The organism is Streptomyces sp. JB150, from assembly GCF_011193355.1.
Classification (GTDB): domain Bacteria; phylum Actinomycetota; class Actinomycetes; order Streptomycetales; family Streptomycetaceae; genus Streptomyces.
Map to the genome: position 1 here is coordinate 5,041,674 of NZ_CP049780.1, position 26,269 is coordinate 5,067,942.

At 72.0% G+C, this 26,269-nt stretch carries 23 protein-coding genes and 2 tRNA genes; 14 read left to right on the forward strand and 11 right to left on the reverse strand.

Translation table 11 applies throughout. The annotated features are described in order from the left end of the window. Positions 1 to 8: 8 nt before the first annotated feature. The gene (locus G7Z13_RS23435) at positions 9 to 1,376 is read right to left on the reverse strand and encodes an AarF/ABC1/UbiB kinase family protein (RefSeq protein WP_166002204.1); all 1,368 of its coding nucleotides are present in this window, start codon (positions 1,374 to 1,376) and stop codon (positions 9 to 11) included. Continuing rightward, entirely contained in the window at positions 1,369 to 2,580 is a 1,212-nt protein-coding gene (locus G7Z13_RS23440; protein WP_166002205.1) for a TOMM precursor leader peptide-binding protein, read from the reverse strand. The genes G7Z13_RS23435 and G7Z13_RS23440 overlap by 8 nt, the downstream gene beginning before the upstream one ends. 310 nt (positions 2,581 to 2,890) lie before the next feature. On the opposite strand from G7Z13_RS23440, the gene G7Z13_RS23445 reads away from it, so the two are divergent. The 4 genes from G7Z13_RS23445 to G7Z13_RS23460 all read left to right on the forward strand — a co-directional run bounded on the left by G7Z13_RS23445 (position 2,891) and on the right by G7Z13_RS23460 (position 7,046). Beyond that, complete coding sequence (locus G7Z13_RS23445) at positions 2,891 to 3,565, forward strand: M48 family metallopeptidase (protein ID WP_240926328.1); 675 nt, start codon at positions 2,891 to 2,893, stop codon at positions 3,563 to 3,565. A 154-nt stretch (positions 3,566 to 3,719) separates the two neighbouring features. Next, a complete protein-coding gene (locus G7Z13_RS23450) occupies positions 3,720 to 5,582 on the forward strand; it encodes a TerD family protein (RefSeq protein WP_166002206.1) in 1,863 nt (620 codons plus the stop codon). 11 nt (positions 5,583 to 5,593) lie between these two features. Further along, on the forward strand, positions 5,594 to 6,274 hold the full coding sequence (locus tag G7Z13_RS23455) for an AIM24 family protein (protein ID WP_166002207.1): 681 nt from the start codon (positions 5,594 to 5,596) through the stop codon (positions 6,272 to 6,274). Between the two features lie 16 nt (positions 6,275 to 6,290). Next, a complete protein-coding gene (locus G7Z13_RS23460) occupies positions 6,291 to 7,046 on the forward strand; it encodes an AIM24 family protein (RefSeq protein ID WP_166002208.1) in 756 nt (251 codons plus the stop codon). Positions 7,047 to 7,122: 76 nt separating this feature from the next. Here the strand turns inward: G7Z13_RS23460 and G7Z13_RS23465 are convergent, their stop codons facing one another. Next, positions 7,123 to 7,644, reverse strand: a complete 522-nt coding sequence (locus tag G7Z13_RS23465; RefSeq protein ID WP_166002209.1) for an NUDIX domain-containing protein — start codon at positions 7,642 to 7,644, stop codon at positions 7,123 to 7,125. Further along, positions 7,641 to 9,134, reverse strand: coding sequence for a zinc-dependent metalloprotease (locus G7Z13_RS23470; protein WP_166002210.1), 1,494 nt, complete (start codon positions 9,132 to 9,134; stop codon positions 7,641 to 7,643). The genes G7Z13_RS23465 and G7Z13_RS23470 overlap by 4 nt, the downstream gene beginning before the upstream one ends. A gap of 194 nt (positions 9,135 to 9,328) precedes the next feature. On the opposite strand from G7Z13_RS23470, the gene G7Z13_RS23475 reads away from it, so the two are divergent. The 4 genes from G7Z13_RS23475 to G7Z13_RS23490 all read left to right on the forward strand — a co-directional run bounded on the left by G7Z13_RS23475 (position 9,329) and on the right by G7Z13_RS23490 (position 12,563). Continuing rightward, complete coding sequence (locus G7Z13_RS23475; RefSeq protein WP_166002211.1) at positions 9,329 to 10,441, forward strand: SDR family oxidoreductase; 1,113 nt, start codon at positions 9,329 to 9,331, stop codon at positions 10,439 to 10,441. Between the two features lie 195 nt (positions 10,442 to 10,636). Beyond that, a complete protein-coding gene (locus G7Z13_RS23480; protein ID WP_166002212.1) occupies positions 10,637 to 11,098 on the forward strand; it encodes a molybdenum cofactor biosynthesis protein MoaE in 462 nt (153 codons plus the stop codon). Positions 11,099 to 11,248: 150 nt separating this feature from the next. After that, positions 11,249 to 11,413, forward strand: coding sequence for a hypothetical protein (locus tag G7Z13_RS23485; RefSeq protein WP_166002213.1), 165 nt, complete (start codon positions 11,249 to 11,251; stop codon positions 11,411 to 11,413). 55 nt (positions 11,414 to 11,468) lie between these two features. After that, on the forward strand, positions 11,469 to 12,563 hold the full coding sequence (locus G7Z13_RS23490) for a PDZ domain-containing protein (RefSeq protein WP_166002214.1): 1,095 nt from the start codon (positions 11,469 to 11,471) through the stop codon (positions 12,561 to 12,563). An 81-nt stretch (positions 12,564 to 12,644) separates the two neighbouring features. Here G7Z13_RS23490 and G7Z13_RS23495 read toward each other — a convergent pair whose 3' ends face one another. Then, complete coding sequence (locus G7Z13_RS23495) at positions 12,645 to 13,190, reverse strand: PPA1309 family protein (RefSeq protein WP_166002215.1); 546 nt, start codon at positions 13,188 to 13,190, stop codon at positions 12,645 to 12,647. A 162-nt stretch (positions 13,191 to 13,352) separates the two neighbouring features. Here G7Z13_RS23495 and G7Z13_RS23500 point away from each other — a divergent pair, with 162 nt between their 5' ends. The 4 genes from G7Z13_RS23500 to G7Z13_RS23515 all read left to right on the forward strand — a co-directional run bounded on the left by G7Z13_RS23500 (position 13,353) and on the right by G7Z13_RS23515 (position 18,619). Next, entirely contained in the window at positions 13,353 to 16,346 is a 2,994-nt protein-coding gene (locus tag G7Z13_RS23500) for a UPF0182 family protein (RefSeq protein ID WP_166005234.1), read from the forward strand. Positions 16,347 to 16,389: 43 nt separating this feature from the next. Continuing rightward, a tRNA-Met gene (locus G7Z13_RS23505) sits at positions 16,390 to 16,463 on the forward strand. Between the two features lie 207 nt (positions 16,464 to 16,670). After that, the gene (locus G7Z13_RS23510) at positions 16,671 to 18,503 is read left to right on the forward strand and encodes a tetratricopeptide repeat protein (protein WP_166002216.1); all 1,833 of its coding nucleotides are present in this window, start codon (positions 16,671 to 16,673) and stop codon (positions 18,501 to 18,503) included. Positions 18,504 to 18,545: 42 nt separating this feature from the next. Then, positions 18,546 to 18,619 (forward strand) — tRNA-Met (locus G7Z13_RS23515). 164 nt (positions 18,620 to 18,783) lie between these two features. Here G7Z13_RS23515 and G7Z13_RS23520 read toward each other — a convergent pair. After that, positions 18,784 to 19,200, reverse strand: a complete 417-nt coding sequence (locus G7Z13_RS23520; protein ID WP_166002217.1) for a Fur family transcriptional regulator — start codon at positions 19,198 to 19,200, stop codon at positions 18,784 to 18,786. A gap of 152 nt (positions 19,201 to 19,352) precedes the next feature. On the opposite strand from G7Z13_RS23520, the gene G7Z13_RS23525 reads away from it, so the two are divergent. Further along, complete coding sequence (locus G7Z13_RS23525) at positions 19,353 to 20,807, forward strand: catalase (protein WP_166002218.1); 1,455 nt, start codon at positions 19,353 to 19,355, stop codon at positions 20,805 to 20,807. 76 nt (positions 20,808 to 20,883) lie between these two features. On the opposite strand, the gene G7Z13_RS23530 is transcribed toward G7Z13_RS23525, so the two are convergent. Next, positions 20,884 to 21,294, reverse strand: coding sequence for a CBS domain-containing protein (locus tag G7Z13_RS23530; protein WP_166002219.1), 411 nt, complete (start codon positions 21,292 to 21,294; stop codon positions 20,884 to 20,886). Positions 21,295 to 21,428: 134 nt separating this feature from the next. Then, positions 21,429 to 22,229 carry a histidinol-phosphatase gene (gene hisN / locus G7Z13_RS23535; protein ID WP_166002220.1) on the reverse strand — a complete coding sequence of 267 codons (801 nt, stop codon included), beginning with the start codon at positions 22,227 to 22,229 and terminating at the stop codon, positions 21,429 to 21,431. A 505-nt stretch (positions 22,230 to 22,734) separates the two neighbouring features. Between hisN and G7Z13_RS23540 the strand changes: the two genes are divergently transcribed. After that, entirely contained in the window at positions 22,735 to 23,361 is a 627-nt protein-coding gene (locus G7Z13_RS23540; protein ID WP_206313134.1) for a TetR/AcrR family transcriptional regulator, read from the forward strand. A 7-nt stretch (positions 23,362 to 23,368) separates the two neighbouring features. On the opposite strand, the gene G7Z13_RS23545 is transcribed toward G7Z13_RS23540, so the two are convergent. The 3 genes from G7Z13_RS23545 to aroA all read right to left on the reverse strand — a co-directional run bounded on the left by G7Z13_RS23545 (position 23,369) and on the right by aroA (position 26,198). Then, the gene (locus G7Z13_RS23545; protein ID WP_166002222.1) at positions 23,369 to 23,692 is read right to left on the reverse strand and encodes a multidrug efflux SMR transporter; all 324 of its coding nucleotides are present in this window, start codon (positions 23,690 to 23,692) and stop codon (positions 23,369 to 23,371) included. Between the two features lie 135 nt (positions 23,693 to 23,827). Continuing rightward, entirely contained in the window at positions 23,828 to 24,838 is a 1,011-nt protein-coding gene (gene rsgA / locus G7Z13_RS23550; RefSeq protein ID WP_166002223.1) for a ribosome small subunit-dependent GTPase A, read from the reverse strand. Positions 24,839 to 24,854: 16 nt separating this feature from the next. Further along, entirely contained in the window at positions 24,855 to 26,198 is a 1,344-nt protein-coding gene (aroA, locus tag G7Z13_RS23555) for a 3-phosphoshikimate 1-carboxyvinyltransferase (protein ID WP_166002224.1), read from the reverse strand. Positions 26,199 to 26,269 lie beyond the last annotated feature (71 nt).

Sequence of the window (26,269 nt, forward strand, 5' to 3'; positions counted from 1 at the left end):
CTCGTGGCTCAGGCCTCCGCCGCGGACTCCTCGGGCAGCTCCTCCTCCGGCACGAACCCCGGCAGCCACTCCTCCAGCTCCTCGCGCAGCCGGACGGTCGCGCCGAGCTGGCACAGGACACCGATGGTGCTGAGGGTGACACGGTGGATCAGGAGGTACGCCGGCGGCAGGTTCAGCCGCTTGCCGAGCTGGTAGGCGGGGGAGCGCGGGTCGGCTATCCGGGCCGCCTGGCTGCGCATCCAGCCGCGGGTGAAGGTGAACTCGTCGACCTGGGCCGGTTCGATGATCGGCAGGAGATAGTCGAGCACCGCGTCGGGGTCCAGCTCGATGGACTCCTTGACGAAGCCCTCCGCGCACAGCAGGTCGTAGACGGCCTGGGCCTCGCCGTCGAGGGTCATGCGCAGCGACTCCCCGATCGGGGCCGGCAGGCCGCCCGGCAGACGGTCGACCGTGCCGAAGTCGAGCACGCCCAGCCGCCAGTCGTCCTCGCCCTCCGGGCCGCCGGGCAGCAGCCGGAAGTTGCCGGGGTGCGGGTCGGCGTGCAGCAGGCCGGTGCGGGCGGGGCCGGAGAAGAGGAAACGGGCGAGCAGCTGGCCGGCCCGGTCGCGCTGTTCCGGCGTGCCGTCGGAGATGATCTCCGACAGGGGGATGCCGTCGATCCACTCGGTGACGAGGACCTGGTCGCACTGGTGGACCACGGCGGGCACCAGTACGTCCGGGTCGCCGGCGAACTCCTCGGCGTGCGCTCGCTGGGCCTGCGCCTCCAGGCCGTAGTCCAGCTCCTCGGAGACCCGGTCCTTCAGCTCCGTGATCAAGGGCTTGATGTCCATGCCGGGGACCAGGGGTCCCAACAGGCGGGCGAAGCGGCTCAACTGGGTCAGATCGGACAGCAGGGCCTCGCCGGCACCGGGGTACTGCACTTTCACCGCGACCGCGCGGCCGTCGTGCCACACTCCCCGGTGCACCTGGCCGATCGAGGCGGCCGCCGACGGCTTGTCCTCGAACTCCAGGAACAGCTCCCGCCACTGTGGCCCCAGCCGCTCCGCGAGCACCGAGTGCACGGTGCGCGTGGGCATCGGCGGGGCCGCCTCCTGGAGCTTGGTCAGCGCCGCGCGGTAGGGGCCGGCGACCTCCTCGGGCAGCGCCGACTCGAAGACGGACAGTGCCTGCCCGAACTTCATCGCACCGCCCTTGAGCTCGCCGAGCACCTTGAACAGCTGCTCCGCCGTGCGCTGTTGCAGCTCACGGCCGACGATCTCCGCGGACTCGCCGACGATCCGCTTGCCCAGCCCCCAGGTCGCCCGGCCGGCGAAGCCGAGCGGGAGCGCGGCGAGCTTGGCGGTCCGGGTGACCGCCTTCCGGGGAAGATCAGACATGCGCCCTCCAAGTCCCAGCCGGCCGCGCCGCGCCTGTCGGACGGCGTACCCGCGTTGACGACCCTTGCTCAGTCATTGTCTCGTGTGCGGCGGCATTCTCCGCGGCCTGTGTCCCTTCGGCTTTCCCGGCGGCCCCGCACGGGCATGCGGAGTGTGCCCGAACCGGCCTCGCGTGCCACTGGAGCCCGGGGAGCGAGACCTCCCAGCGGGCGCCCGCGGCGGAGGGCGTCCGGCCGTCGAGGAAGGCGAGCGCGTGGGCGGCCGCCAGCCCGGCCACCGTGGTGGCCAGCGCCAGATCGCAGGGCCGTACCTGCCGCTGCCGGCCGGACCGCCACTGGGCGACCAGCCGGGGCCAGGCCGGGTCCCGTTCGGCGCGCGCCTCGTGCAGACAGCCGGCGCAGCCGGTCTCACCGGGCAGGACGAGCGGACCGACCATACCGGTTCCCTCCACCACCCCGGCGTACAGATGCGGGGTGCCCGAGGCCATGAGGGGAGCGGCGGTGTCCGGGGCGGGGGCATGGACGGCCACGTCGTCGCGCGGGGCGAGGATCACCAGGGAGAAACCGGGGTCGGCCGTGGCCTCGGGGGCCTGGGAGCGGCGGGGCGGGCGGTCCGGGGCGGCGGCCCGCACCACCCGCCGGGCGGCCTCGTCGCGCCGGGCGCCCACGGTGTCGGGCGGCAGCCCGGCCGGGCTCACGTCCCACGGCTCCACCTGCCCGCCGTCGCGCACGTCGACCGTGCCGACGCCCGCCCCCGCCAGCAGCGCGGCCAGCGCGGTGCCCACCCGGCCGGCGCCGCGCACCTGCACGCGCAGGGCGCGGCGCGCGGCCAGCCGCTCGAGGGCCTCGCCCGGTTCCGACGTGGTCAGCGACAGTGTGGCCAGGTCGGGACGCAGCCGGTCGAGGACTTCCGGTTTCTCGCGCAGTGCCTGCGCGGCAGGTCCGCCGCCCCGGGCGTCGTCGAGGAGCCCGGCTCGGGTCAGCCGCCGCACCAGCGCGTCGACATGGCCGTCGGGCAGGTCCATCCGCCGGCCCTCGTCCCGCAGCAGGTCCAGTCCGCGGGTGCCGTTGAGGAGATCGAGGAAGCTGCCGGTCGCGGTGTCCAGCGGGCCCAGTGTCATCGCGTGCGCGGGAGTCATCCCGAACTGCACGGTGCGGAGATCGCGCCAGCCGCGCCGGAGCGCGGGCTTCACCATCGGATGCATGACAGGCCCCCGTTGTCCAGGAAAGTCGTAGTCGTAATCGACGCCTTGTTGGCCGGGGGAGCGGTGAACCTGACCATGTCGACTCGTCTGCGCCAGATGCCCGCTCTGGCATCCGTGCCCGATCCGCGTTCGTCCGTGCCGGTCCGTGCTCCCTCGACGCAGGCCAGCATGCCCGGAGCGGGTGGCGGGTGTCGGGAGTTGTCCACAGGTGGTGGATGATTGTCGTACAAATCAAACGCGCGGTGAGGCATCCCGGCAGAACCGTCCCGGACTCGGGACTTCCCCTGTGCGCAGCGGGTAACGTCGGGGCGTGCCCGCCGACCCACTGCACCGTGCCGGAACCCCACAGCGCAGCACGACGAGCCAGCCGCTCCGCGGCTGGCAGGCGAGCGCGATCGAGGTACGCAGGAGCGCCCGCCGGCGACGGACGGTGTCCGCGTACCGCGAGGGCGATCGCACCGTCGTGCTCATCCCCGCCCGGATGTCCGAGGCCGAGGAGCAGCGCTGGGTGAGCGTCATGCTCGACAAGCTCGCCGCCCAGGAGAGCAAGCGCACCCTCGGCGACGCCGAGCTGGCCGCGCGCGCCGAGCGGCTGTCGGCCCAGTATCTCGACGGCCGCGCGCGGCCCACCTCGGTCCGCTGGGTCACCAACCAGAACACCCGCTGGGGTTCGTGCACCCCGGCCGAGGGCAGCATCCGGCTCTCCCACCGGCTCCAGGGCATGCCCGAGTACGTCGTCGACTACGTGCTCGTCCACGAGCTGGCCCATCTGCTGGTGCCCGGCCACGGGCCCCGGTTCTGGCGACTGCTGGAGGCGTATCCGCGGACCGAGCGCGCCCGGGGCTACCTCGAAGGGGTGGTCGCGGCGGAGCGGCTGCCCCCACCTGCCCGGCGCGCGCGGAGAGTGATCCGCCGCGCGGAGAGTGACCCCCTCCCGCGCGGTCGGCGATCCTCCGCGATCGGCGATCCTCCGCGCGGTCGGTGACGCTCCGCGCGCGGTCCGTGAGCTGCGGTGCTCGGGTTCGCCACCGGTCGGCGGAGGTTCTGTACCGGGTCTGTACCGGCCGCGTCCGTTGTCGGACTTTGCCGTTAGCCTGGCGCGACGCACTCACATTCGGGATGGGGGACGGTCGTAACGCATGGCCAGGGAATTCCAACGCGGCCACAAGGCCAGGATCAGTGACCTCACCGCGGGCACGGATCTGTACGTAGGCGTGCAGATCTCCGGCCCCGGACTGACCTTCGACATCAGCTGTTTCGGCCTCGACGCCGACGAACGGCTCTCGGACGACCGGTACTTCGTCTTCTTCAACCAGCCGAAGTCCCCCGAGGAGGCCATCCAGCTGCTGGGTGCCCAGGCGGGCGACACCGAGTCCTTCCGGGTCACCCTCGACCGGATCCCGCCGCAGATCCAGAAGCTGTCGTTCACGGCGACGATCGACGGCGCCGGGCAGATGTCGCAGATCGGCCCCGGATACCTCCGGATCGTCGCGGGCGGCGAGGAAGTGGCCCGGTACTCCTTCAACGGCTCCGAGTTCTCCACCGAGCGCGCCGTGATGCTGGGCGACTTCTACCTCAAGGACGTCTGGCGGTTCGCGGCCGTCGGCCAGGGCTTCGACGGCGGTCTGGAGGCGCTGCTGCGGAACTTCGGCGGCGAGGTCGCGGAAGAGGAGACCTCTGCGCCGCAGCAGGCCCAGGCCGCGTCCGCCGCTCCCGGCTTCGCCCCGCCCGCCCAGGCCGCCGTCGCCCCGCCCGCCTTCGCCGCCCCGGCCGCCGCGCCCACCCCCGCTCCGGCGCCCGCGCCCGCGCAGGGCTTCGCGCCCCCGCAGGGAGCCACGCCACCCCCGGCCCCCCAGCCGCAGGCGGCGCAGCCTCACACGCCGCAGCCTCACCCGCCGCAGGCGCCTCAGCCGCAGGTGCACGCCGCGCCCACCATCGCCGCGCCCCTCACGCCGCCCGGCGGCACCGTCCCGCCGCCCGCCCCGGCCCCGACGCCGCCGTACGGCCAGCCGGCGCCGGCCGCCACCCCGCCGTACGGCCAGCCCGCGCCGCAGCAGCCGTACGGCCAGCCGCCCCAGCAGGCCCCCTACGGCCAGCCGCCTCAGCAGCAGCCGTACGGGCAGGCCCCGGCCCCGACCGCCCCGCTGCCGCCCGGCTACGGTCAGCCTCCGGCGGCCCCCATGCCCCACACGCCCCACGCACCCCAGGCCCCGACACCGCCCCCCGGCTACGGCCAGCAGCCGCCCTTCGGTCAGGCCCCGGGCCAGCCCGCGCCCTACGGTGCCCCGCAGCACATGCCCCCGGGCATGCAGCAGAGCATGCCCCAGGCCGCCCCGCAGGCACCCGGCGTCGCCGCCGCGCTCCAGCAGTTCCGGGAGTCGCCCACCGGACAGCGCTGGACGCAGCAGAACAAGAAGATGGTCCGCGTCGACCTCGGCATCGGCGGCCAGCCCGTCCTCGCCCGCCAGGGCAGCATGGTGCTCTACCAGGGCAAGGTCGACTTCGGCTACAAGGGCGCCGGTTTCGCCGGCCGGATCGTCGGCAACGCCACCGGCCAGGAGATGCAGCTGATGCGCTGCACCGGCCAGGGCCAGGTCTTCCTCGCCGAAGACTCCACGATGCTGCACCCGATCGAGCTCCAGGGCGACGGCATCTGCGTCTCCGCCGAGAACGTGCTCGCCTTCGACGAGAGCCTGCAGTACGAGGTCCGCCGGATCGAGGGGCACGGCATCCCCGGCGGCGCGCTGTTCACGATGCAGTTCACCGGCACCGGCACGATCGTCGTCAAGACGCACGGCACGCCCGTCGTGCTGCCCGTCACGCCGACCACGTTCGCCGACTGCAACGCCGTGGTCGCCTGGTCGGCCGCCGCCCAGGTGGTCGTCTCCAGCCAGGTCCGCATGCGCCGCAACGCGTACCCGGGCGACACCGGAGAGAGCGTCAACCTCCAGTTCCGGGGCGCGCCCGGCAACTTCATCGTCGTCCAGCCGTACGAGGTCTGAGGGAGCCCGTCATGAACCAGCCGCTCGCGGGCTACGCCCCCGCACCCGTCACCGCCCGCATGGAGAACCACGGCAACCACATGCTGAAGGTCGCCATGCAGACCGGGAACGACCTCCTCGCGCGCGTGGGGTCGATGGTCGCCTACGAAGGCTTCATCCAGTACGAGCCCAACCCGCCCGCCGTGCGCCAGATCGCCAAGGACTGGCTCACCGGCGAGGGCGCGCCCCTGATGAAGTGCTCCGGCGACGGCCTGCTCTACCTCGCCGACTACGGCGCCAACGTCGTCGTGATCAACCTCAACGGCGACGGCATCTCGGTCAACGCCACCAACCTGCTCGCCTTCGACGCGCACCTCACCTGGGGCGTGGAGCGGGTCAAGGGGCTGGCGAAGTTCGCCGGGCAGGGCCTGTGGAACACGAAGATCTCCGGGCAGGGCTGGGTCGCGCTGACCTCCCGGGGCAAGCCGATCGTCGTCGAGTGCGGTGGCGGCGAGGACGAGACGTACGTCGACCCGGACGCCCTCGTCGCCTGGTCCCCGAACCTCAAGGTGAAGGGCAAGCGCAGCTTCAAGGCGCAGTCGCTGATCGGCCGGGGCAGCGGGGAGGCCTACCAGATGGCCTTCTCCGGCCAGGGCATCGTCGTCGTCCAGCCCAGCGAGGACAGCACCGACCGCCTTCGGGTCCGGGGCTGAGGGGAGCCAGAAACACATGCAGAGTCCGCTTTTCGCCCACGCCGAGCAGCAGACCCAGGAGCGCTGGAGCCTGCAGAACAAGCAGATGCTGCGCGTCGCCCTGGAGGGCCACGACGACATCCTGGCCCGCAAGGGCACCATGGTCGCCTACCAGGGGATGGTCGAGTTCGACGCCGAGTTCCAGAGCAGCGGCCGGTCGCGCGACCGCGCCCGCACCGGTGAGGGCCTGGACCTGATGCGCTGCCACGGGCAGGGCACGGTCTACCTCGCCAACCTCAAGCAGCACATCCACCTGGTGGACGTCGACCAGGACGGGCTCACCGTCGACAGCAGCTACGTCCTCGCCATGGACTCCTCGCTGCACCACGAGGTCATCGCCGTGGACAGCCTCTACGGCATCTCCGGCTCCGGGAAGTACCAGCTCAACATCACCGGCCGCGGCAAGGTCGCGCTGATGACTTCCGGGATGCCGCTGATGCTGCAGGTGACGCCGGACAAGTACGTCAACTGCGACGCCGACGCGATCGTCGCCTGGTCCACCGCGCTGCGGGTGCAGATGCAGGCCCAGACGCACTCGTCCGGGGTCTGGCGGCGCCGCGGCAACACCGGTGAGGGCTGGGAGCTGAGCTTCATGGGCACCGGGTTCGCGCTGGTCCAGCCGAGTGAGATGCTGCCGCCGCAGAACGCCCAGATCGGCTCCGGGCTCGCCGCGCAGTACGGGATGGGCCAGCAGGGGGCCCGCGGGCAGAACCAGGGCAACGTCTGGAACTGATCCCACCGCGACAACCGGTAAGGGGTGACCGCCACCGGCGGTCACCCCTTACCCATTCAGACAGCCCGGCGCTCGTTCACAGCCTCGCCCGGGTGGCCTCCAGCAGCCGTACGACCGACTCGTCGGCCACGCCCGCCACCTCGTCGTAGGCGAACCAGCGCAGGTCCAGGGACTCGTCACTGATCTGCTGGACGGCGTCCCGCGGGGCCAGCGCCGCGTACTGCACGTCCAGGTGGACGTGGCACGGCGGCGGGATCGGATGCCGGTCCAGCCGCACCGGGCCGCCCGGCAGCAGGGCCAGCCCCGCGATGCCGGACTCCTCCGTGGCCTCCCGCAGGGCCGCGGCGGCCAGGGTGGCGTCCGCCGGCTCGCAGTGGCCGCCCATCTGGAGCCACCTCCCCAGCTTGCGGTGGAGCGTGAGCAGCACCCGCCCGCGCGCCGGGTCGATCACCAGGGCGCTCGCCGTGAGGTGACCCGCGTGGCAGGCCTTCCACATGCCGTCCGGGTGGGCCGCCAAGTGGTCCAGATAGGCCTGGCGCAGGTCTTCCTGGCCCTCGTACTCCTTCAGGACGAGGGCCGCGTCGTCGTGCAGGCTCACGCGGTGCCGTCGCCCTTGCCTTCGCTCTGGCCCTTGCCCTCGCCCTTGCCGGTGTCCTCGCCGTCGGCGCCGGCTTCACCCTTGTCCTGGCCCTTCTTGCGCAGGTCGGGCTTGCCCGCGGCCTCGCCGAGCATCTTGTCCCAGTCGGAGAAGTCCATCTGCTCGCGGTGCACGAAACCGTCCGGGTCGTCCAGGTCGGTGGCCGTCGGCAGCATGTCCGGGTGGGCCCACAGGGCGTCCCGGCCGTCCACCCCGCGCGCGTCCGTGAGCGAGGCCCACAGGCGGGAGGCGTCGCGCAGGCGCCGCGGACGCAGCTCCAGGCCGATCAGCGTGGCGAACGTCTGCTCGGCCGGACCGCCCGAGGCGCGGCGGCGCCGCAGGGTCTCGCGCAGCGCGTCGGCGGAGCCCAGACGGGGCTTGGCGGCGGCGTGCACCACCGCGTCCACCCAGCCCTCGACGAGTGCCAGCGCCGTCTCCAGCCGGGCCAGGGCCGCCTTCTGCTCCGGCGTGTCCTCCGGCTGGAACATGCCCTGCTGGAGGGCGTCCTGAAGCTGCTCCGGGTTCTGCGGGTCGAACTGGCCGACCACGTCCTCCAGCTTGGCGGTGTCCACCTTGATGCCGCGCGCGTACCCGTCGACCGCGCCGAACAGGTGCGAGCGCAGCCACGGCACGTGCGCGAAGAGGCGCTGGTGGGCGGCCTCGCGCAGGGCGAGATACAGCCGCACCTCCTCCTTGGGCACGCCCAGGTCCTTGCCGAACGTCTCGATGTTCACCGGCAGCAGCGCGGCCTTGCCGGCCGGGCCGAGCGGCAGGCCGATGTCCGTGGAGCCGACGACCTCGCCCGCGAGCACGCCCACGGCCTGGCCGATCTGGGTGCCGAACATGGCGCCGCCCATGGAGCGCATCATGCCGATCAGCGGGCCGGCCATGGCCTGCATCTCCTCCGGCAGGACGTCGCCCATCGCGTTGCCGACGCGCTCGGCGACCGGGTCGACCAGCTCGCGCCAGGCGGGCAGGGTGGCCTCCACCCACTCCGCGCGGCTCCAGGCCACGGCGGAGCCGGCGCCGGACGGCAGGGAGGTCGCGTCGTCCAGCCAGAGGTCGGCCAGGCGGACGGCCTCCTGGACGGCGGTGCGCTCGGCGGGGCCGACGCTCGCGTCCTTGACGCCGTCAGCGGTGCCCTGGGCGACCGTCTGCCGGGCGATCTGCTTGGCCATGTCCCAGTTCACCGGGCCGCCCTCGTAGGAGAGCATCTGGCCCAGCTGCTGGAACGCGGCGCCCAGGTCGGTGGGGTTCAGGGAACCGAACATGGCAGCGAGCGGATTCTCCGCCCCGGGGCCTCCAAAGCCTCCGGCGCCGGGCAGCGACCCGAAACCGAACGGGTTGGCCGGTCCCTGCCCACCACCGCTCTGCTGGTCCTTCTTCTTGCCCTCGTCGCCGTTCTCCGGCTCCTCCGGCGGAAGGCCGAATCCGAATGGGGTGTCACTCACGGGATTCCTCGGCTGGTAAGGCCGCCGGTTCTTTTCCCGACGGCACGACTGCCCGACAACACCACCCAGCGTAGACACCCGGGGCGGTTCGGGCCTCGGTGCTTCGCCGACTGAAGGCCTGCGGCAGGATGGATGCCACCTGGTACGTACGCGTCACTCGCGTCCGTACTGAAGACAACCGCTGGAGACGCCCGGTGAGTTCCCCAGACCCGCAGGTTCGCGCAGCGCGAAACCACTCAACCCCTCCCGCCGCGCGCGGGCCCGTCGTCGCGGTCACCGGTGCCGCGTCCGGGGTCGGCGCGCTGCTCACCGCGCGGCTGGCCGCGTCGGAGGAGATCAAGCAGGTCATCGCCATCGACGAGCGGCGCGGTGAGTGCGCGCAAGCGCAGTGGCACATCCTCGATGTGCGCGATCCGGCCATCGCGGAGAAACTGCGCGGGGCGGACGTCGTCGTCCACCTCGCGCTCGACCTCGACCTGGAGACCGACCCCGCCGCCCGGACGGCGTACAACGTGCGGGGCACGCAGACCGTGCTGACCGCCGCCGCGGCCGCCGGGGTGCACCGCGTGGTGCTGTGTACCTCCGCGATGGTCTACGGCGCGCTGCCGGACAACGAGCTGCCCCTGTCGGAGGACGCCGAGCTGCGCGCGACAGCCGAGGCCACCGGTGTCGGTGACCTGCTGGAGATCGAGCGGCTGGCGCGGCGGGCGCCCCGCGCGCATCCCGGTCTGAACGTCACCGTGGTGCGCCCGGCGGTGCTGGTCGGAGGCACCGACACCGCGCTGACCAGGTACTTCGAGTCGCCTCGGCTGCTGGTGGTGGCCGGGTCGCGGCCCGCGTGGCAGTTCTGCCACGTCGAGGATCTGTGCAGCGCTCTGGAGTACGCCGTCCTGGAGAAGGTCGACGGCGAGCTGGCCGTCGGATGTGACGGGTGGCTGGAACAGGAGGAGGTCGAGGAGCTGAGCGGGATCCGGCGCATGGAGCTGCCGTCGGCGGTCGCGCTCGGCGCGGCGGCCCGGCTGCACCGGATCGGGCTCACGCCGTCGCCCGCGGGCGATCTGGCCTACACCATGTACCCCTGGGTGGTGAGCGGCAGCCGGCTGCACGACGCCGGGTGGCGGCCGCAGTGGACCAACGAGGAGGTCCTCGCGGAGCTGCTGGAGGAGGTCTCCGGACGGCACACCGTGGCCGGGCGCCGGCTGGGCCGCAAGGACGCCACGGCGGCCGGGGCGGCCGGGGCGACGGTGGCCCTGCTGGGTGCGGCGGCGGTGGTACGGCGGGCACGGAAGGCGCGACGGCGGATCTGAGGCCCGTACGGCCACCCGCGCCCGTCCCCCCTATGGGCGGGCTCCGCCCCTCCCGCCCCACCGGGGCTCCACCCCTGGACCCCTTCCACGGTCACCGCGCGGCGCAGTGCACTGTAGGAGGCTCCAAAGACGGCCGTCGGGTGCCGGGGGGAACGGCTATTCCGGGTTGTCGGTGGGGTGAGGCACGATGGGGGCATGGCAGCCACGAACGATCATCCCGGTGAGCAGGGCGCTCAGGATCCCGTCAAGCTGATCGGCATCCGGGAGACGCCGCTCTCCGTGGACGAGGTGTTCCGGGCGGTCGGGGACGACGCCGCCGGGGGGACGGCGCTGTTCGTGGGGACGGTGCGCAATCACGACGGCGGGGCGGATGTCGACGCGCTCGGCTATTCGTGCCACCCGAGCGCCGAGGCCGAGATGCGCCGGATCGCGGAGAGGGTCGTCGCCGAGTTCCCGGTGCGCGCGCTGGCGGCCGTGCACCGCGTGGGCGACCTGCGGGTCGGGGACCTCGCCGTCGTCGTCGCCGTGTCCTGCCCGCACCGCGGCGAGGCCTTCGAGGCCTGCCGCAAGCTGATCGACGACCTCAAGCACGAGGTGCCCATCTGGAAGCACCAGCGGTTCTCCGACGGCACCGAGGAGTGGGTCGGCGCCTGCTGAACGCGGCGCCGGCACAGGCTCCGCGCAGACCCCCCGTTCAGCCGTCCCCCCGCTTGCGTAACCGCACCCCCGGCGTGAGCGTTGTCACTGCGGATGGTTAATCTGCTGATCAGTCAGTTGCGGACGCTCGTACGGGGTTGGGAGGTCGGCATGGCGGCGCTCGCCTGGTTGCTGATTCCGCTGGTGGCTGCGATCGGCGCGGGTCTGTGGGGCGTGTGGGCCAACAGGACCCGCAAGGTGCGTGGTGACGGACCCGAGCTCGACGGGTACGCCCGCTTCCGCGCGGCCATGGAGAAGTCCACCTCGGGCAGCTGACCGGCAGTGGCCGCCCTGACGGTGTGCTGACAGAAGCGTCCCGTACTGTCGAGACATGCCACGCCGCACTGCGACGATGCTCGCCTCCACCCTGATGCTGATCGCGCTCCTGTGCGCGGGAGTGCTCATCCCCGTGCCGTATTCGGAGATGTCCCCGGGGCCGACGGTGAACACGCTGGGCGAGCACGACGGCGAACCGGTGCTGCAGATCTCCGGGCGCAAGACCTATCCGACCGACGGTCACCTGAACATGACCACCGTCCGCGTCACCAGCGCCGACTACCGGATGAACCTGGTCGAGGCGGTCTACGGCTGGCTCGCGCACGACAACAAGGTCGTGCCGCACGACACCCTCTACCCGGACGGCAAGACCGAGGAGGAGTCCACCCAGGAGAACGCCGAGGAGTTCAGCCAGTCCCAGGAGAGCGCCAAGGTCGCCGCCCTGAAGGAGCTGGACATCCCGGTGCGCTCCTGGGTGATCGTCTCCACCGTCGTGAAGGGCTCCCCCGCCGAGGGCAGGCTGCACGCGGGCGATGTGATCAAGGCGGTCGACGGTACGGCCGTCAAGGAGCCCGCCGACGTCGCCGAGCTGGTGACCGAGCACAAGCCGGGCGAGGACGTGCGTTTCACGATCGTGCCGGCCAAGGAGCAGGCCGCCGCGGAGAAGGAGAAGCGGGCGCCGCGCAGGACCGAGCAGGTCACCATCACCACGAAGACCTCCGACGACGGCGGCGAGAAGCGCGCCATCGTCGGCATCTCCGCCGGTATCGATCACACGTTCCCGTTCACCGTCGACATCAAGCTCGCCGACGTGGGCGGCCCCAGCGCCGGGCTGATGTTCGCGCTCGGCATCTACGACAAGCTCACCCCGGGCAGCCTCACCGGCGGCCGCTTCGTCGCCGGCACGGGGACCATCGACGACGACGGCAAGGTCGGGCCGATCGGCGGTGTCGAGATGAAGACCGTCGGCGCGCGCGACAAGGGCGCCGAGTTCTTCCTGACGCCCGCCGACAACTGCGCGGCCGCCGCGAAGGACACCCCCGAGGGCCTCACCCTGGTCAAGGTGGACACCATCGACGATGCGCTCGGCGCCCTGCGGGACATCCGCGCCGGCGACACCGCCGGCCTGCCGAAGTGCGCCGCGGGCTGAGCGGCTGAGCCGGCAGCGGCGCGGACACGGCTGGGGGCGCTCCGCACCGCGCGAGCGCCCCCAGCCGTCTGATCGTGCCGGTCAGTCCTCGAACGTCGCGGCCAGCGCCTCCGCCAGGCCCGGCACCAGGTCGGAGCCGGTGAGCACCTCGGTCGGCGAGTCCTTCTCCCGCAGCCGCAGGGCCGACTCGCGGGAGCCGTCGCGCAGCACGGCCACCGTCATCCGCACCTCCTGCCGCTCGGGGTGCTCGGCCACCCACTTGGTCAGCGCGGCCTCGTCCAGGTTCTGCGGGACCTGGGCCTCCGCGGACGGCGGCAGCATCAGGCGCTCCACCGTGAGCGCGCAGCCGTCCACCGCGTCGGGCCAGGCGATGGTGCCGAGGAACTCGTCGAGCGGCTTGTCCGTCGGAACTTCGTCCTGCTCGATCGGGGTGAGGCCGGCGGCGGCCTCCTGCTCGTCCCCCAGGCCGAGCTGCGCCGCGAGGGCGGGTTCCTGGGCCCGCAGCCGCGCGGTGTCTACGAGGGCGAAAAGGCGGGCGGGCTGGTCCCAGCCGAGGCCGGAGGCGTACTCGTCGATCTCGAGCACGGCCCGGGTGAGCGGGCTCGCCGCCATGGGAGTGTTGGACATGGTCACAATCCTGCCTCGTTCCCGCCCGGAATCGGGAACCGAGTAAAGCGTGAGTAAGTTGCATAGGTGAGGGCCTACGATCACGGGGCCCTCCCACGGCCCGCGAACTCGGGGGCCTGACAGACCAACAGCGACTTTCGAGGTGCCACCTTGGCTTTCCAGATGCCGGACCGCGGCGGAGGCCCGACGGGGCCACGGATCAGAGTGGGCCGCCCGTCCCGGCGTGTCCGGACCCTGCTCATGACACTGGGCGTCCTTGCCGTCCTCGGCATGGCGTTCACCATGTTCGCGGGCTTCTGGACGGACTGGCTCTGGTACCGGTCGGTGAACTACTCGTCCGTCTTCACCACCACCCTGTGGACCAAGATCGGACTCTTCTTCGTCTTCGGCCTGCTCATGGCCCTGGCGGTCGGCTTCAACATCTGGCTGGCGCACCGGCTGCGGCCGCCGCTGAGCGCGATGTCCATGGAGCAGCAGAGCCTCGACCGCTACCGGATGGGCATCGCGCCGTACAAGAAGTGGCTGCTGCTCGGGATCACGGCCCTGGTGGGCCTGATCGCCGGCGCCTCCGCCTCCGGCCAGTGGCGCACCTGGCTGATGTGGGTGAACGGCGTGCCCTTCGGCCAGAAAGACCCGCAGTTCCACCTGGACGTCAAGTTCTACGCGTTCGACCTGCCCTGGTACCGGTTCCTGCTCGGCTTCGGCTTCGCCGCCGTGATCCTCTCCGTGATCGCCGCCGCGCTCACCCACTACCTGTACGGCGGGCTGCGCGTCACCAGCCCCGGTGCCCGCGCCACGGCCGCCGCCACCGGGCATCTGTCGGTGCTGATCGGCATCTTCGTCGCCCTGAAGGCGGTGGCCTACTGGCTCGACCGGTACGGCCTCGCGGTGAAGTCCAGCGACTTCAAGGCGACGGACAACTGGACCGGCCTCAGGTACGTCGACGCCAACGCCTATCTGCCGGCCAAGACGATCCTGTTCTGCATCGCCGTCATCTGCGCGCTGCTGTTCTTCGCGACCATCTGGCGCCGCACCTGGCAGCTGCCGCTGATCGGCTTCGGCCTGATGGTGCTCTCGGCGATCCTCATCGGCGGGCTGTACCCGGCGATCGTCCAGAAGTTCCAGGTCCAGCCGAACGAGCAGGCCAAGGAAGCGCCGTACGTCGAGAAGAACCTCAAGGCCACGCGTGAGGCCTACGGCATCGACGGGACCAAGGTCAGCGACTACCCGGGGACCAGCAAGACCGAGGACAAGGCGCAGCTGCGGGACGACGCGGACGGCGCGGCGAGCATCCGGATCATGGACCCGAACATCGTCTCGCCGACGTTCCAGCAGCTCCAGCAGATGCGGAACTACTACGCGTTCCCGACCAACCTGGACGTCGACCGCTACAGCCAGGACGGCAAGGACCAGGACACGGTCATCGGTCTGCGCGAGCTGAACCTGGCCGGCATCCCGAAGAAGAACTGGATCAACAACCACTTCCGCTACACCCACGGCTACGGCGTGGTCGCCGCCAAGGGCACCACCGCCGACTCCGAGGGCCGCCCGGTCTTCACCGAGTCGGACCTGCCGTCCAAGGGTGACCTGCCGGAGTACCAGCAGCGGATCTACTACGGCGAGAAGACCACCACGTACTCGATCGTCGGCGGTCCCCAGAAGGAGATCGACTACTCCGACGACAGCGGCGAGAAGACCTACAGCTACCAGGCGGACAGCGGGGTCAACCTCTCCAGCCCGGTCAACCGGGCCGCGTACGCGGTGGCGTTCAACGAGCCGCAGATCCTCTACTCGGGCGCCATCGGCGAGGGTTCGCGGATCCTGTACAACCGCACGCCCAAGGAGCGCGTCGAGGCGGTCGCCCCGTGGCTGACCATCGACGGCGACGCCTACCCGGCGGTGGTCAACGGCAAGATCCAGTGGATCGTCGACGCGTACACGACGACCAACGGCTACCCGTACGCCTCCCGGACGACCCTCGGTGACACCACCGCCGACTCGCTGACCGCGACCAACGACCAGCGCGCGGTGGTCGCCCAGCAGAACCAGGTCAACTACATCCGCAACTCGGTGAAGGCGACCGTCGACGCGTACACCGGCGAGGTCAAGCTCTACCAGTGGGACACCCAGGACCCGGTCCTGAAGACCTGGATGAAGGCGTTCCCGGACACGGTGGAGCCCAAGAGCGCCATCTCCGAGGAGCTGATGGCCCATCTGCGCTACCCGCAGGACCTGTTCAAGGTGCAGCGCGAACTGCTCACCCGCTACCACGTGAAGGACGCCGAGACGTTCCTGAGCGGCAGCGAGGTGTGGCAGGTGCCGGACGACCCGACCAACAGGACGGGCGACGCGGTGCCGCCGTACTACCTGAGCATGAAGATGCCCGACCAGAAGGAACAGGCGTTCTCGCTGACGACCACCTTCACGCCCAACGGCCGCGACAACCTGAGCGCGTTCATGGCCGTCGACGCGGAGGCGGGCACCAGCGGCTACGGGCAGATCAGGATCCTGAAACTGCCGACGAGCACCACGGTCTCCGGACCCAAGCAGGTGCAGAGCCAGTTCAACTCCGAACAGGACATCGCCGAGTCCATCAGGCTGCTGCGAGGCGGCGACTCGGAGGTCGAGTACGGCAACCTGCTCACGGTGCCGCTGGACGGCGGACTGCTCTACGTGGAGCCGGTGTACGTCCGCGGTGGCGGGCTGAAGTACCCACTGCTGCGCAAGGTGCTGGTGACCTACGGCGGCAACACCGCGTTCGAGAACACCCTGGAGGAAGCCCTCAACAAGGTGTTCGGCGCGGAGGGTTCGGCGCCGCAGCCGCCCGAGGACGAGGGCGGTGAGGGCGACGGCGACACCCCGACGCCGCCGCCGGCGACCGGTGATCCCACCGTCGAAGAGGCCCTCGCCGACGCGCAGAAGGCGTTCGACGCCGGCCAGGAGGCGCTGCAGAAGGGCGACTGGGAGGCGTACGGCCGGGCGCAGCAGGACCTGGAGGACGCGCTCGAACGAGCCGAGGAGGCCCAGGGGCGCGCCGACCGGACCGGCGGGGGCGGGGGCTCCGGCGGGGAGTCCGGCGGTGACGGCGGCGGGGAAGGCGGCGGCGACAGCGGCGCCTCCGCCAGTCCCCGTCCGAAGCCGGCCTCCAGCAGCTGATCAAGTGTTCCCCCCGCGCCGTGATACGGTGGAGAAACAACGGCGCGGGGTGGAGCAGCTCGGTAGCTCGCTGGGCTCATAACCCAGAGGTCGCAGGTTCAAATCCTGTCCCCGCTACTGAAAGACGAAGGCCCGGATCCTCACAGGGATCCGGGCCTTCGTCGTGTGCGAACTCATGTGCCGACGCGGCGTATCGCCGTGCCGCCGTGGGGAGTTGGGCGATCTGTGTTTGACTTGTCTCTCTGTGGGCATGTCGACAAAACGCTGAAGTGACCTCACTGGCTTCGGTATACGAGGTGTACCCGGGTTGCGGGTGGTGCGACGATGGACGTTATGGGGGACATGGCAACTCTGTTCGAGACAGGGCGGTTTGTGCAGCCGACCGGCCAGGAGGAAACCCGTGACGAGGCCGCCGAGGCGGCCGAGGAGGCGCGGCACCGCATCGCCGCGGAGGCCGGTGACATCGAGGCGATGAGCGTTCTCGGGGCGATGCTGCTGCGCCGTGGCGATCTCGACGGAGCCGAGCCCCATCTGCGCGCCGCCACCGCCGCCGGGGACCGGGCCGCCGCCAACAACCTGGGCGTCCTGCTGCACCAGCGCGGATACCCCGACGAGGCCGCCGGATGGTGGCGGATCGCCGCCGTCGCCGGTTCCGCCCCGGCGGCGCACGCACTCGGGCGCCACTACCGCGAGCGCGGGGACGAGCCCGCCGCCGAGTACTGGCTGCGCCAGTCCGCCGAGCAGGGCCATGTGCTGGGCGCGTACGCGCTCGCGGACCTGCTGGAGCACCGCGGGGACGCCGAGGCCGAGAAGTGGCTGCGGGCCGCCGCCGAGCGCGGGCACCGCGAAGGGGCGTACCGGCTGGCGCGGGCGCTGGACCGCAGAGCCGCCGCCGCGGGGGACACCGACGGTGACAACGGTGTCGGTGGGGCCGGGGGAGCGGTGGGAGCGGCGGAGGAGGCCGAGCAGTGGTACCGGCAGGCCGCCGCGCGCGGGCACCGCCGGGCCGCGCTGTACCTCGGGGCGATCCTGGAGCGGCGCGGCGAGCTGAAGGAGGCCGGGCGCTGGTATCTGACGTCCGCGAAGGACGGGGAGGCGCGGGCCGCGTGCGCGCTCGGGTTCCTGCTGCGCGACGCCGGCGACGAGGAGAGCGCCGCCGTGTGGTGGCTGCGCGCCGCGCAGGAGGGCGACGGCAACGCGGCCAACGCGCTCGGCGCGCTGCACGCCGAGCGCGGGCAGACGCAGACCGCGGAGCGCTGGTACCGGGCGGCGATGGACGCCGGGGACGTGAACGGCGCGTACAACCTCGGGCTGCTCTGCGCCGAGCAGGGGCGGACCGCGCAGGCCGAACAGTGGTACCGGCGGGCGGCGTACGCCGGGCACCGGGAGGCGGCGAACGCGCTGGCGATCCTGCTGCTGCAGGGCGGGGACGAGTCCGGGGCGGAACCGTGGTTCTCCAAGGCCGCGGAGGCGGGGAGCGTGGACGCGGCCTTCAACCTCGGGATTCTCTACGCGGGCCGGGGGGAGGAGGAGGCTGCCCTGCGGTGGTACGAGCGGGCGGCGGCGGCCGGGCACACCGAAGCGGCGCTCCAGGTCGGGATCGCGCGCCTGCGGGAGGGCGACGAGCTGGAGGCGGAGCGGCATCTGCGGTGCGCGGCGGGCGGGGGGAGTGCGGAGGCGGCGTACCGGCTGGCGACCGTGCTCGACGCGCGGCAGCCGGCGGGGGCCGGGCCCGAGCTGGGGGAGCCGGTGCACCGGCGGACCGAGTGCGAGGAGTGGTACGAGCGGGCGGCGTCGCAGGGGCACCGGCGGGCACAGGTGCGGGTGGGGATGCTGGCGGCGGCGCGCGGGGACGTCGTCGAGGCGGCGCGGTGGTACCGGGAGGCGGCCGAGGCGGGCTCCCGCAACGGGGCGTTCAACCTCGGGCTGCTGCTGGCCCGGGAGGGGAGCGAGCCCGAGGCGGTCCTGTGGTGGAAGCGGGCCGCACACGACGGGCACGGACGGGCGGCGCTGCGGCTCGCCCTCGTCTACGCGCGTCGCGGTGAGCTGGACGAAGGGCAGCGCTGGGCGGACCTCGCGGTGTCCCTGGGGCCGGCGGAGGTGGGCGAGCGGGCGGCGCGGCTGCGGGACGCGCTGCGGGAGGAGCTGTCGGCGTGATTTGCCTCTGGCGGCACGTTGACGTAATGTTGCGTTCGTCGACGCGGGGTGGAGCAGCTCGGTAGCTCGCTGGGCTCATAACCCAGAGGTCGCAGGTTCAAATCCTGTCCCCGCTACTGAAGATCGAGGGCCGGAATCCGCAAGGATTCCGGCCCTCGGTGTTTCCTCGTGTACCCGCGCCCCGCGTCCCCGTGTCGTGTGCTCCCGTGCTCCTGTGCTTCAGGGCATGCGGCAAGGCCCCGGCACCCATGGGGGCCGGGGCCTTGCCGTGGAGCGGGAACTACGCCGACGCGCAGTTCGGGCAGATGCCGCGGTAGGTGACCTCGACGTCCGAGACCGTGAAGCCGAAGCGCTCGGAGTCGGGGAGGTCGGCCAGCGGGTTGCCGGTCGGGTGGACGTCGCGGATCGAGCCGCACTGGGCGCACACCAGGTGGTGGTGCGGCCGGTGCGCGTTCGGGTCGTACCGCTTGGCCCGCTTGTCGGTGGTGACCTCGATGACCTCCCCCAGGGAGACCAGCTCGCCGAGGGTGTTGTAGACGGTCGCCCGGGAGATCTCGGGCAGCTTCGTGACGGCTCGGGCGTGGACCTCGTCGGCCGTGAGGTGAACGTGCTCGCCGTCGAGGACCTCGGCCACAACGCGCCGCTGCGCGGTCATCCGCCATCCGCGTCCGCGCAGTCGATCAAGAAGGTCGCTCATGGCACCAGCCTAACAGCAAGGGACCTATGTCCCGAATGGGTGTGAAGTTGGAGTCTCCCCTGGATTGGAGACTTGCTTGACTTAGACATTGTCTATTGTAGGATCGAGGTCGGCGTTAGAACAAGGGACAGGAAAGACAGGAAGGTGCGTCCGTGACTCAGGGACCGCTCACCACCGAGGCCGGTGCTCCGGTAGCCGACAACCAGAACAGCGAGACGGCGGGCGTCGGTGGCCCGGTGCTCGTCCAGGACCAGCTCCTGCTCGAGAAGCTGGCCCACTTCAACCGTGAGCGCATCCCGGAGCGTGTCGTGCACGCCCGCGGCGCCGGTGCCTACGGCACCTTCACGGTGACCGCCGACGTCACCAGGTACACGCGGGCCAAGTTCCTCTCCGAGGTCGGCAAGCAGACCGAGGTCTTCCTGCGGTTCTCCACCGTGGCCGGCAACCTCGGTGCCGCGGACGCCGTCCGCGACCCGCGCGGTTTCGCGGTGAAGTTCTACACCGAGGAGGGCAACTACGACCTCGTCGGCAACAACACCCCGGTGTTCTTCATCCGGGACGCAATCAAGTTCCCGGACTTCATCCACACCCAGAAGCGCGACCCGTACACGGGCTCGCAGGAGGCGGACAACGTCTGGGACTTCTGGAGCCTGAGCCCGGAGTCCACGCACCAGGTGACCTGGCTGTTCGGCGACCGCGGCATCCCCGCCTCGTACCGCCACATGGACGGCTTCGGCTCGCACACCTTCCAGTGGAACAACGAGGCCGGCGAGGTCTTCTGGGTCAAGTACCACTTCAAGACCGACCAGGGGATCAAGAACCTCACCCAGGAGGAGGCCAACCGGCTCGCCGGTGAGGACCCCGACTCCCACCAGCGCGACCTGCGCGAGGCCATCGAGCGCGGCGAGTTCCCGAGCTGGACCGTGGGTGTGCAGATCATGCCGGCGGCCGAGGCGGCGACGTACCGCTTCAACCCGTTCGACCTGACCAAGGTGTGGCCGCACGCGGACTACCCGGTCATCGAGATCGGCAAGCTGGAGCTGAACCGCAACCCACGGAACATCTTCGCCGAGGTCGAGCAGTCGATCTTCTCGCCCGCGCACTTCGTGCCCGGCATCGGCCCCTCGCCGGACAAGATGCTCCAGGGCCGGCTGTTCGCCTACGGCGACGCGCACCGCTACCGCGTCGGCATCAACGCCGACCACCTGCCGGTGAACCGCCCGCACGCGACGGTCGCCCACACCAACTCCCGTGACGGCTTCCTCTACGACGGCCGGCACGGCGGCGCCAAGAACTACGAGCCGAACAGCTTCGGCGGTCCGCAGCAGACCGGCCGGCCGCTGTGGCAGCCGTTCGACACGTTCGCCGGCGGCACCGGCAACCACCCGACGCCGCGCCACGCCGAGGACGACGACTTCGTCCAGGCGGGCAACCTCTACCGGCTGATGAGCGCGGACGAGCAGGAGCGGCTGATCGGCAACCTGGCGGGCTTCATCGCCAAGGTCTCGCGCGAGGACATCATCGAGCGCGCGATCGGCAACTTCCGCAACGCGGACGCCGACTTCGGCAAGCGGCTGGAGGCCGCGGTCCAGGCCCTGCGCGGCTGAACGAACCCACCAGCACTGGATCGCTTGCCGTGGGCGGCGGGCCGGGTCCCCTCGGGGGCCCGGCCCGCCGTGCGTGCTACGCCGGTACGGCCGGCGCCGCGGTGACGTGCGGCCGTGCCGGGGCCCAGCAGCGGATGATGTCGCGGACCGAGACGATGCCGACCGGTTCGTCGCGGTCGAGGACGATGAGGTGCCGGAAGCCGCCGTGCGCCATGGCGCGGGCCGCGTCCTCCAGGGTCCAGGCCGGGGTGGCGAAGACGACGTTGTTGGTGGTGTGGGCGTGCGCGCACTCCGTGTCCGGGTTCTGGCCGAGGCCGACGGAGTTGAGGATGTCGCGTTCGGTGAGGATGCCGAATGCACCGGCGTCCGGGTCGTGGACGACGGCCGCGCCGATTCTGCGCGCGGCCATCAGGGCGGCGGCCTGACGAAGGGTGTGCGTGGGGCCGATGGTCAGGACCACGGTGCTCATGGCGTCACGGACGAGCATGGGCTGGGAGCCACCTCCTCCTGAAGCCCTGACGATCCCCGGGGTGGGGATTGTTCAGGGATTCACAAGTGCACAAGTGGGGGGACTCTCAGAGTGGCAGGCAAAGGGAGGGCCAACAAGGGGGCGCGTGAAGCTCAGTGACGCCGGTTCAGGTACCCCAGCAGCTCGTCGTGGAGCAGGCCGTTCGACGCCGCCGCGTTGCCGCTGTGCGGACCCGGGCGGCCGTCCAGGCCGGTGAAGGTGCCGCCCGCCTCGGTGACGATGATCGCGTTCGCGGCCATGTCCCACAGCGACAGCTCGGGCTCGGCGCACAGGTCGACCGACCCCTCGGCCACCATCATGTACGGCCAGAAGTCGCCGTACGCGCGCGTGCGCCACACCTCGCGGGTCAGGTCCAGGAAGCCGTTCAGCCGGCCCTGCTCCTCCCAGCCGGAGAGCGAGGAGTACGCGAACGAGGCGTCCGCCAGCTTCGAGACCCGCGAGACGTGCAGCCGGGTCGCCTTCTGCAGGCTGCGGCCGGTGAACGCGCCGTGGCCCTTCGCCGCCCACCAGCGGCGGCCGAGCGCGGGCGCGGAGACCACGCCGGCGACGGGCTGGTAGCCGCCCTCGCCCGCTTCCATCAGCGCGATCAGGGTCGCCCAGACGGGGACGCCGCGCACGTAGTTCTTGGTGCCGTCGATCGGGTCGATCACCCAGCGGCGGGGGCCGGTGCCCTCGACGCCGTACTCCTCGCCGAGGATCGCGTCCCGTGGCCGGGCGCGCTGCAGTTGGCCGCGGATGAGCTCCTCGGCGGCCTGGTCCGCTTCGCTGACCGGTGTCATGTCCGGCTTGGTCTCGACCTTGAGGTCGATGGCCTGGAAGCGGTCCATGGTGGCGGCGTCTGCGGCGTCCGCGAGGACGTGGGCGAGGCGGAGGTCGTCGAGGTAGTCCGGCATGTGAGGAACGGTATCCGGCGTGCGCGGTGCGGGGCCACACGGGGCGGGCGTCTGTCACGGCCCGGCCTGGTCCGGGCCGCTGCGCGCGCTGCCGCCCTGGGCTGCTGCGCGCGCTGCCGTCCGAGGCCGTTCCGCCGGCGCGCTGCCGCGCCGTGCACTGCCGCGCGGGATCCCCGGCGCGCTGCCGCCCTGCGCCGCCCCGTCACGCGCTGCCGCGCCCGGGGCCGCTTCCGTCCCGGCACCCGCCGAGGGCCGTGCCCCGCGGCTCCGCCCGCGGCGGATGCCGCGCTCGCGGGCGATGGCGGCGCATCCTGCTTCCGGTCTGCACGCCACTCGGTGTCGCGCATGTCGCCTGCCCGGTGTCCCGCCCGGTGTCGCACTCGGCGTCTCGTACCACCCCCAGGCGCGCAGCGCCCCGTGCGCCCTTTGTGCCTGCGTGGACCCTTGACAGTGGTTTTGACCGCGTCAAATCTGGGCGCAGGGCCGCCGGTCGGCGAGGGAGGCGATGATGCCTGCAGCGCGGGAGTCCCTGCTGGACGCCGCTTACCGGGCGCTGGCGCGCCGGCCGTGGCCGGCGGTGCGGATGGTGGAGGTGGCCGCGGCGGCCGGGGTGTCCCGGCAGACGCTGTACAACGAGTTCGGCAGCAAGGACGGACTCGCCCGCGCACTGGTGCGGCGGGAGGCGGACGCGTGTCTGGCCGGCGTCGACCGCGCGCTCACCGCACCCGCGGACACCGCGGAGCGGCTGACCGCCACCGCCGAGTGGATCGCGGCCGCCGCCCGGGAGAACGCGCTGGTCCGCGCTCTGCTCACCGGCTGCTGGAGCGAGCGGCTGCCCGCCCCGGCCCTCACGGCCGTACCGTCCACCGCCAACGTGCCCGCGCAGCGGCGCGCGGACGGTCCGCTGCCGTCACCCGGCGACTTCGTGGCCCTGGTCCGCGACCGGGCCGTCGCCGTCCTCACCGGGCCCGGCGAAGGGCCCGGCCACGACGACGGCAAGGCGGAGAGCGGCGAGCTGGCCCGTTGCTGCGAGCTGGTGGTCCGGGTCGCGCTGTCCTGTGTGGCCGCGCCGCCGGGGGAGGGCGGCATCGCCGAGCTGGTGCGTCATGTGCTGCCCCGGCAGCCCGGCTAAGGAGGCGTCAGTGCGCCGAACCGGACAGCTGGAGTCCGATCACACCGAGGATCACCAGACTGATCGAGACGATCTTCAGCGTGGACACGATGTCACCGAGGAAGATCATCCCGTAGATCGCGGTGCCCGCCGCCCCGATCCCGGTCCACACCGCGTACGCCGGGCCCACGTCGAGCTTCTTCAGGGACAGGGTGAGCAGACCGAAGCTGCCCAGGGCGAAGACGGCGAAGGCGATCGTCGGCCACAGCCGGGTGAAACCGTGGGACAGCTTGAGACAGACGGCGAAACCGGTTTCGAGCAATCCGGCCACGATGACCAGCAGCCACGCCATGTGCTGTCCTCCCGTTTGTCCCCGTAAATCCCGGTTGCGCACTGTGACCGCTTCGCTCGACTTCGGCCAAGCTTGCTGGTGGCTCGGTGCGATTATGCCCTTACCGGACCGTCCCACGGACAAACAACGCGGAGGTCAGTCGCCTTCCCGCCGCTCCCGCGTGGCGAGCAGCCGGCGCAGCGAGTACAGGCGCGCCGGGTCGGCGTGACCCTGAGCCACCCAGTCGTCCAGCGCGCAGTCCGGCTCGTCGTGACCGCACGCGCGCGGACACCCCTCGGTGCCCGGCACCAGGTCGGGGAAGGCGTTGATCACGCGGGCCGGATCGATGTGGGCCAGGCCGAAGGACCGTACGCCCGGGGTGTCGACCACCCAGCCGTCGGCGCCGGACAGGGGCAGCGCCAGCGCGGAGGTCGTGGTGTGCCGGCCGCGGCCCGTCACCGCGTTCACATGGCCGGTCAGCCGCCGCCGGTCCCGCGGGACGAGCGCGTTCACCAGGGTCGTCTTGCCGACACCGGAGTGGCCGACGAAGGCGGTGATCTTGCCGTCCAGATGCTCGCGCACCCGGTCCGCCGCGTCGCCGTTCTCCAGCTCCTCGCGGCTGGTCACGACGTACGGGATGTCCAGGTCGCCGTACAGCTCCAGCAGTTTGTCCGGCGGGGCCAGGTCCGACTTCGTCAGCACCAGCAGCGGGGTGAGGCCGCCGTCGTACGCCGCGACCAGGCAGCGGTCGATCAGCCGCGGGCGCGGCTCGGGGTCGGCGAGGGCGGTGACGACGGCGAGCTGGTCGGCGTTGGCGACGACCACCCGCTCGTACGGGTCGTCGTCGTCGGCCGTGCGGCGCAGCACCGAGGTGCGCGGCTCGATCCGCACGATCCGCGCGAGGGTGTCCTTCGTGCCGGACAGATCGCCGACCAGGGCGACCCGGTCGCCGACCACGGCCGCCTTGCGGCCCAGTTCGCGGGCCTTCATCGCCGTGACCGTCCGGTCCTCGACCAGGCAGGTCAGACGGCCCCGGTCGACGGTGAGGACCATGCCCTCGGCGGCGTCCTCGTGCTTGGGCCGGATGTGCGTGCGCGGCCGGTTCCCCTTGCGGTTGGGGCGGCTGCGGATGTCGTCCTCGTCGGTGTGCTTGCCGTAGCGGCGCATGACTTTCCCCGCGTCCCTACGCCCCGAGCATCCCGGTCCACAGTTCGGGGAAGTCCGGGAGGGTCTTCGCCGTCGTCGCCACGTTCTCGATCTGCACACCTTCCACCGCCAGGCCCAGGATCGCGCCGGCGGTCGCCATGCGGTGGTCCTCGTACGTGTGGAAGATCCCGCCGTGCAGCGGGCGCGGGCGGATGTGCAGGCCGTCGGCGGTCTCGGTGACGTCGCCGCCCAGCTCGTTGATCTCCTTGGTGAGGGCCGCCAGACGGTCCGTCTCGTGCAGCCGCAGATGCGCCACGCCGCGCAGCGTGGACGGCGAGTCGGCGAGCGCGGCGACCGCCGCGATGCCCGGGGTCAGCTCACCGACCTCCCCCAGGTCGACGTCGATGCCGTGGATCGCGCCGGAACCGGTGAACCGCAGGCCCTGCTCGGTCAGCTCGCAGGAGCCGCCCATCTCCGTGAAGATCTCCCGCAGCCGGTCGCCGGGCTGCGTGGTGCGGGCCGGCCAGTCCGGGATGACCACCGTGCCGCCGGTCACCAGCGCCGCCGCCAAAAACGGCTGGGCGTTGGACAGATCCGGCTCGACCGTCAGGTCACGGCCCAGCAGCGCGCCCGGCGTGACCCGCCAGACGTTCGGCTCGCCGCCCGACTCCGGGGTGTCCACCTGGGCGCCGACCGCGCGCAGCATCTCCACCGTCATCCGGATGTGCGGCAGGGACGGCAGCGTGGGGCCGGTGTGCCGCACCTCGACGCCCTGGTTGAAACGCGGCGCCGACAGCAGCAGCGCCGAGACGAACTGCGACGACGAGGACGCGTCGATCTCCACCCGGCCGCCGTCCAGGGCGCCCGAGCCGTGCACGGTCAGCGGCAGCGCGCCGCGGCCGTCGTCGTCGATCCGGGCGCCGAGCACGCGCAGCGCGTCGATGACGCCGTTCAGGGGACGCTCGTAGGAGCGGGGGTCGCCGTCGAAGCGGACGGGGCCGTCGGCGAGCGCGGCGACCGGCGGCAGGAACCGCATCACCGTGCCGGCGTTGCCGACGTCGACCGCGGCCGGGCCGCGCAGACCGTTGGGGAGCACCCGCCAGGCCTCGCCCGTGACGTCACGGGCCCCCACACCGGCCGAGCTGGACGACACCGTCTCCTCGATCCCCACGCCCATCGCGCGCAGCGCACCGGCCATCAGCAGGGTGTCGCGCGAGCGCAGCGGGCGGCGCACCCAGCCGGGCTCGCTCGCCAGCGCGGCGAGCACGAGGGCGCGGTTCGTGACCGACTTGGACCCCGGCACGTGGACCGTCGCGTCGACGGCTCCGCTCGCGTGCGGGGCGGGCCAGAGGGCGGGAGGGGTGGCGGGGTTCGGGGCCATGGGCCCCACTTTATAAGGAAGGGGGTGCACCGGCTGGTCGTCGGGTGCGGCGCCGTCGGGGCAGGTCGTTC

Bases quoted from the DNA above. Each gene is read 5' to 3' on its own strand.
- G7Z13_RS23435 (WP_166002204.1), bottom strand. From the start codon at position 1,376: ATGTCTGATCTTCCCCGGAAGGCGGTCACCCGGACCGCCAAGCTCGCC.
- G7Z13_RS23440 (WP_166002205.1), bottom strand. From the start codon at position 2,580: ATGCATCCGATGGTGAAGCCCGCGCTCCGGCGCGGCTGGCGCGATCTC.
- G7Z13_RS23450 (WP_166002206.1), top strand. From the start codon at position 3,720: ATGGCCAGGGAATTCCAACGCGGCCACAAGGCCAGGATCAGTGACCTC.
- G7Z13_RS23455 (WP_166002207.1), top strand. From the start codon at position 5,594: ATGAACCAGCCGCTCGCGGGCTACGCCCCCGCACCCGTCACCGCCCGC.
- G7Z13_RS23460 (WP_166002208.1), top strand. From the start codon at position 6,291: ATGCAGAGTCCGCTTTTCGCCCACGCCGAGCAGCAGACCCAGGAGCGC.
- G7Z13_RS23480 (WP_166002212.1), top strand. From the start codon at position 10,637: ATGGCAGCCACGAACGATCATCCCGGTGAGCAGGGCGCTCAGGATCCC.
- G7Z13_RS23485 (WP_166002213.1), top strand. From the start codon at position 11,249: ATGGCGGCGCTCGCCTGGTTGCTGATTCCGCTGGTGGCTGCGATCGGC.
- G7Z13_RS23490 (WP_166002214.1), top strand. From the start codon at position 11,469: ATGCCACGCCGCACTGCGACGATGCTCGCCTCCACCCTGATGCTGATC.
- G7Z13_RS23495 (WP_166002215.1), bottom strand. From the start codon at position 13,190: ATGTCCAACACTCCCATGGCGGCGAGCCCGCTCACCCGGGCCGTGCTC.
- G7Z13_RS23500 (WP_166005234.1), top strand. From the start codon at position 13,353: ATGCCGGACCGCGGCGGAGGCCCGACGGGGCCACGGATCAGAGTGGGC.
- G7Z13_RS23510 (WP_166002216.1), top strand. From the start codon at position 16,671: ATGGACGTTATGGGGGACATGGCAACTCTGTTCGAGACAGGGCGGTTT.
- G7Z13_RS23520 (WP_166002217.1), bottom strand. From the start codon at position 19,200: ATGAGCGACCTTCTTGATCGACTGCGCGGACGCGGATGGCGGATGACC.
- G7Z13_RS23530 (WP_166002219.1), bottom strand. From the start codon at position 21,294: ATGCTCGTCCGTGACGCCATGAGCACCGTGGTCCTGACCATCGGCCCC.
- hisN (WP_166002220.1), bottom strand. From the start codon at position 22,229: ATGCCGGACTACCTCGACGACCTCCGCCTCGCCCACGTCCTCGCGGAC.
- G7Z13_RS23540 (WP_206313134.1), top strand. From the start codon at position 22,735: ATGATGCCTGCAGCGCGGGAGTCCCTGCTGGACGCCGCTTACCGGGCG.
- G7Z13_RS23545 (WP_166002222.1), bottom strand. From the start codon at position 23,692: ATGGCGTGGCTGCTGGTCATCGTGGCCGGATTGCTCGAAACCGGTTTC.
- rsgA (WP_166002223.1), bottom strand. From the start codon at position 24,838: ATGCGCCGCTACGGCAAGCACACCGACGAGGACGACATCCGCAGCCGC.
- aroA (WP_166002224.1), bottom strand. From the start codon at position 26,198: ATGGCCCCGAACCCCGCCACCCCTCCCGCCCTCTGGCCCGCCCCGCAC.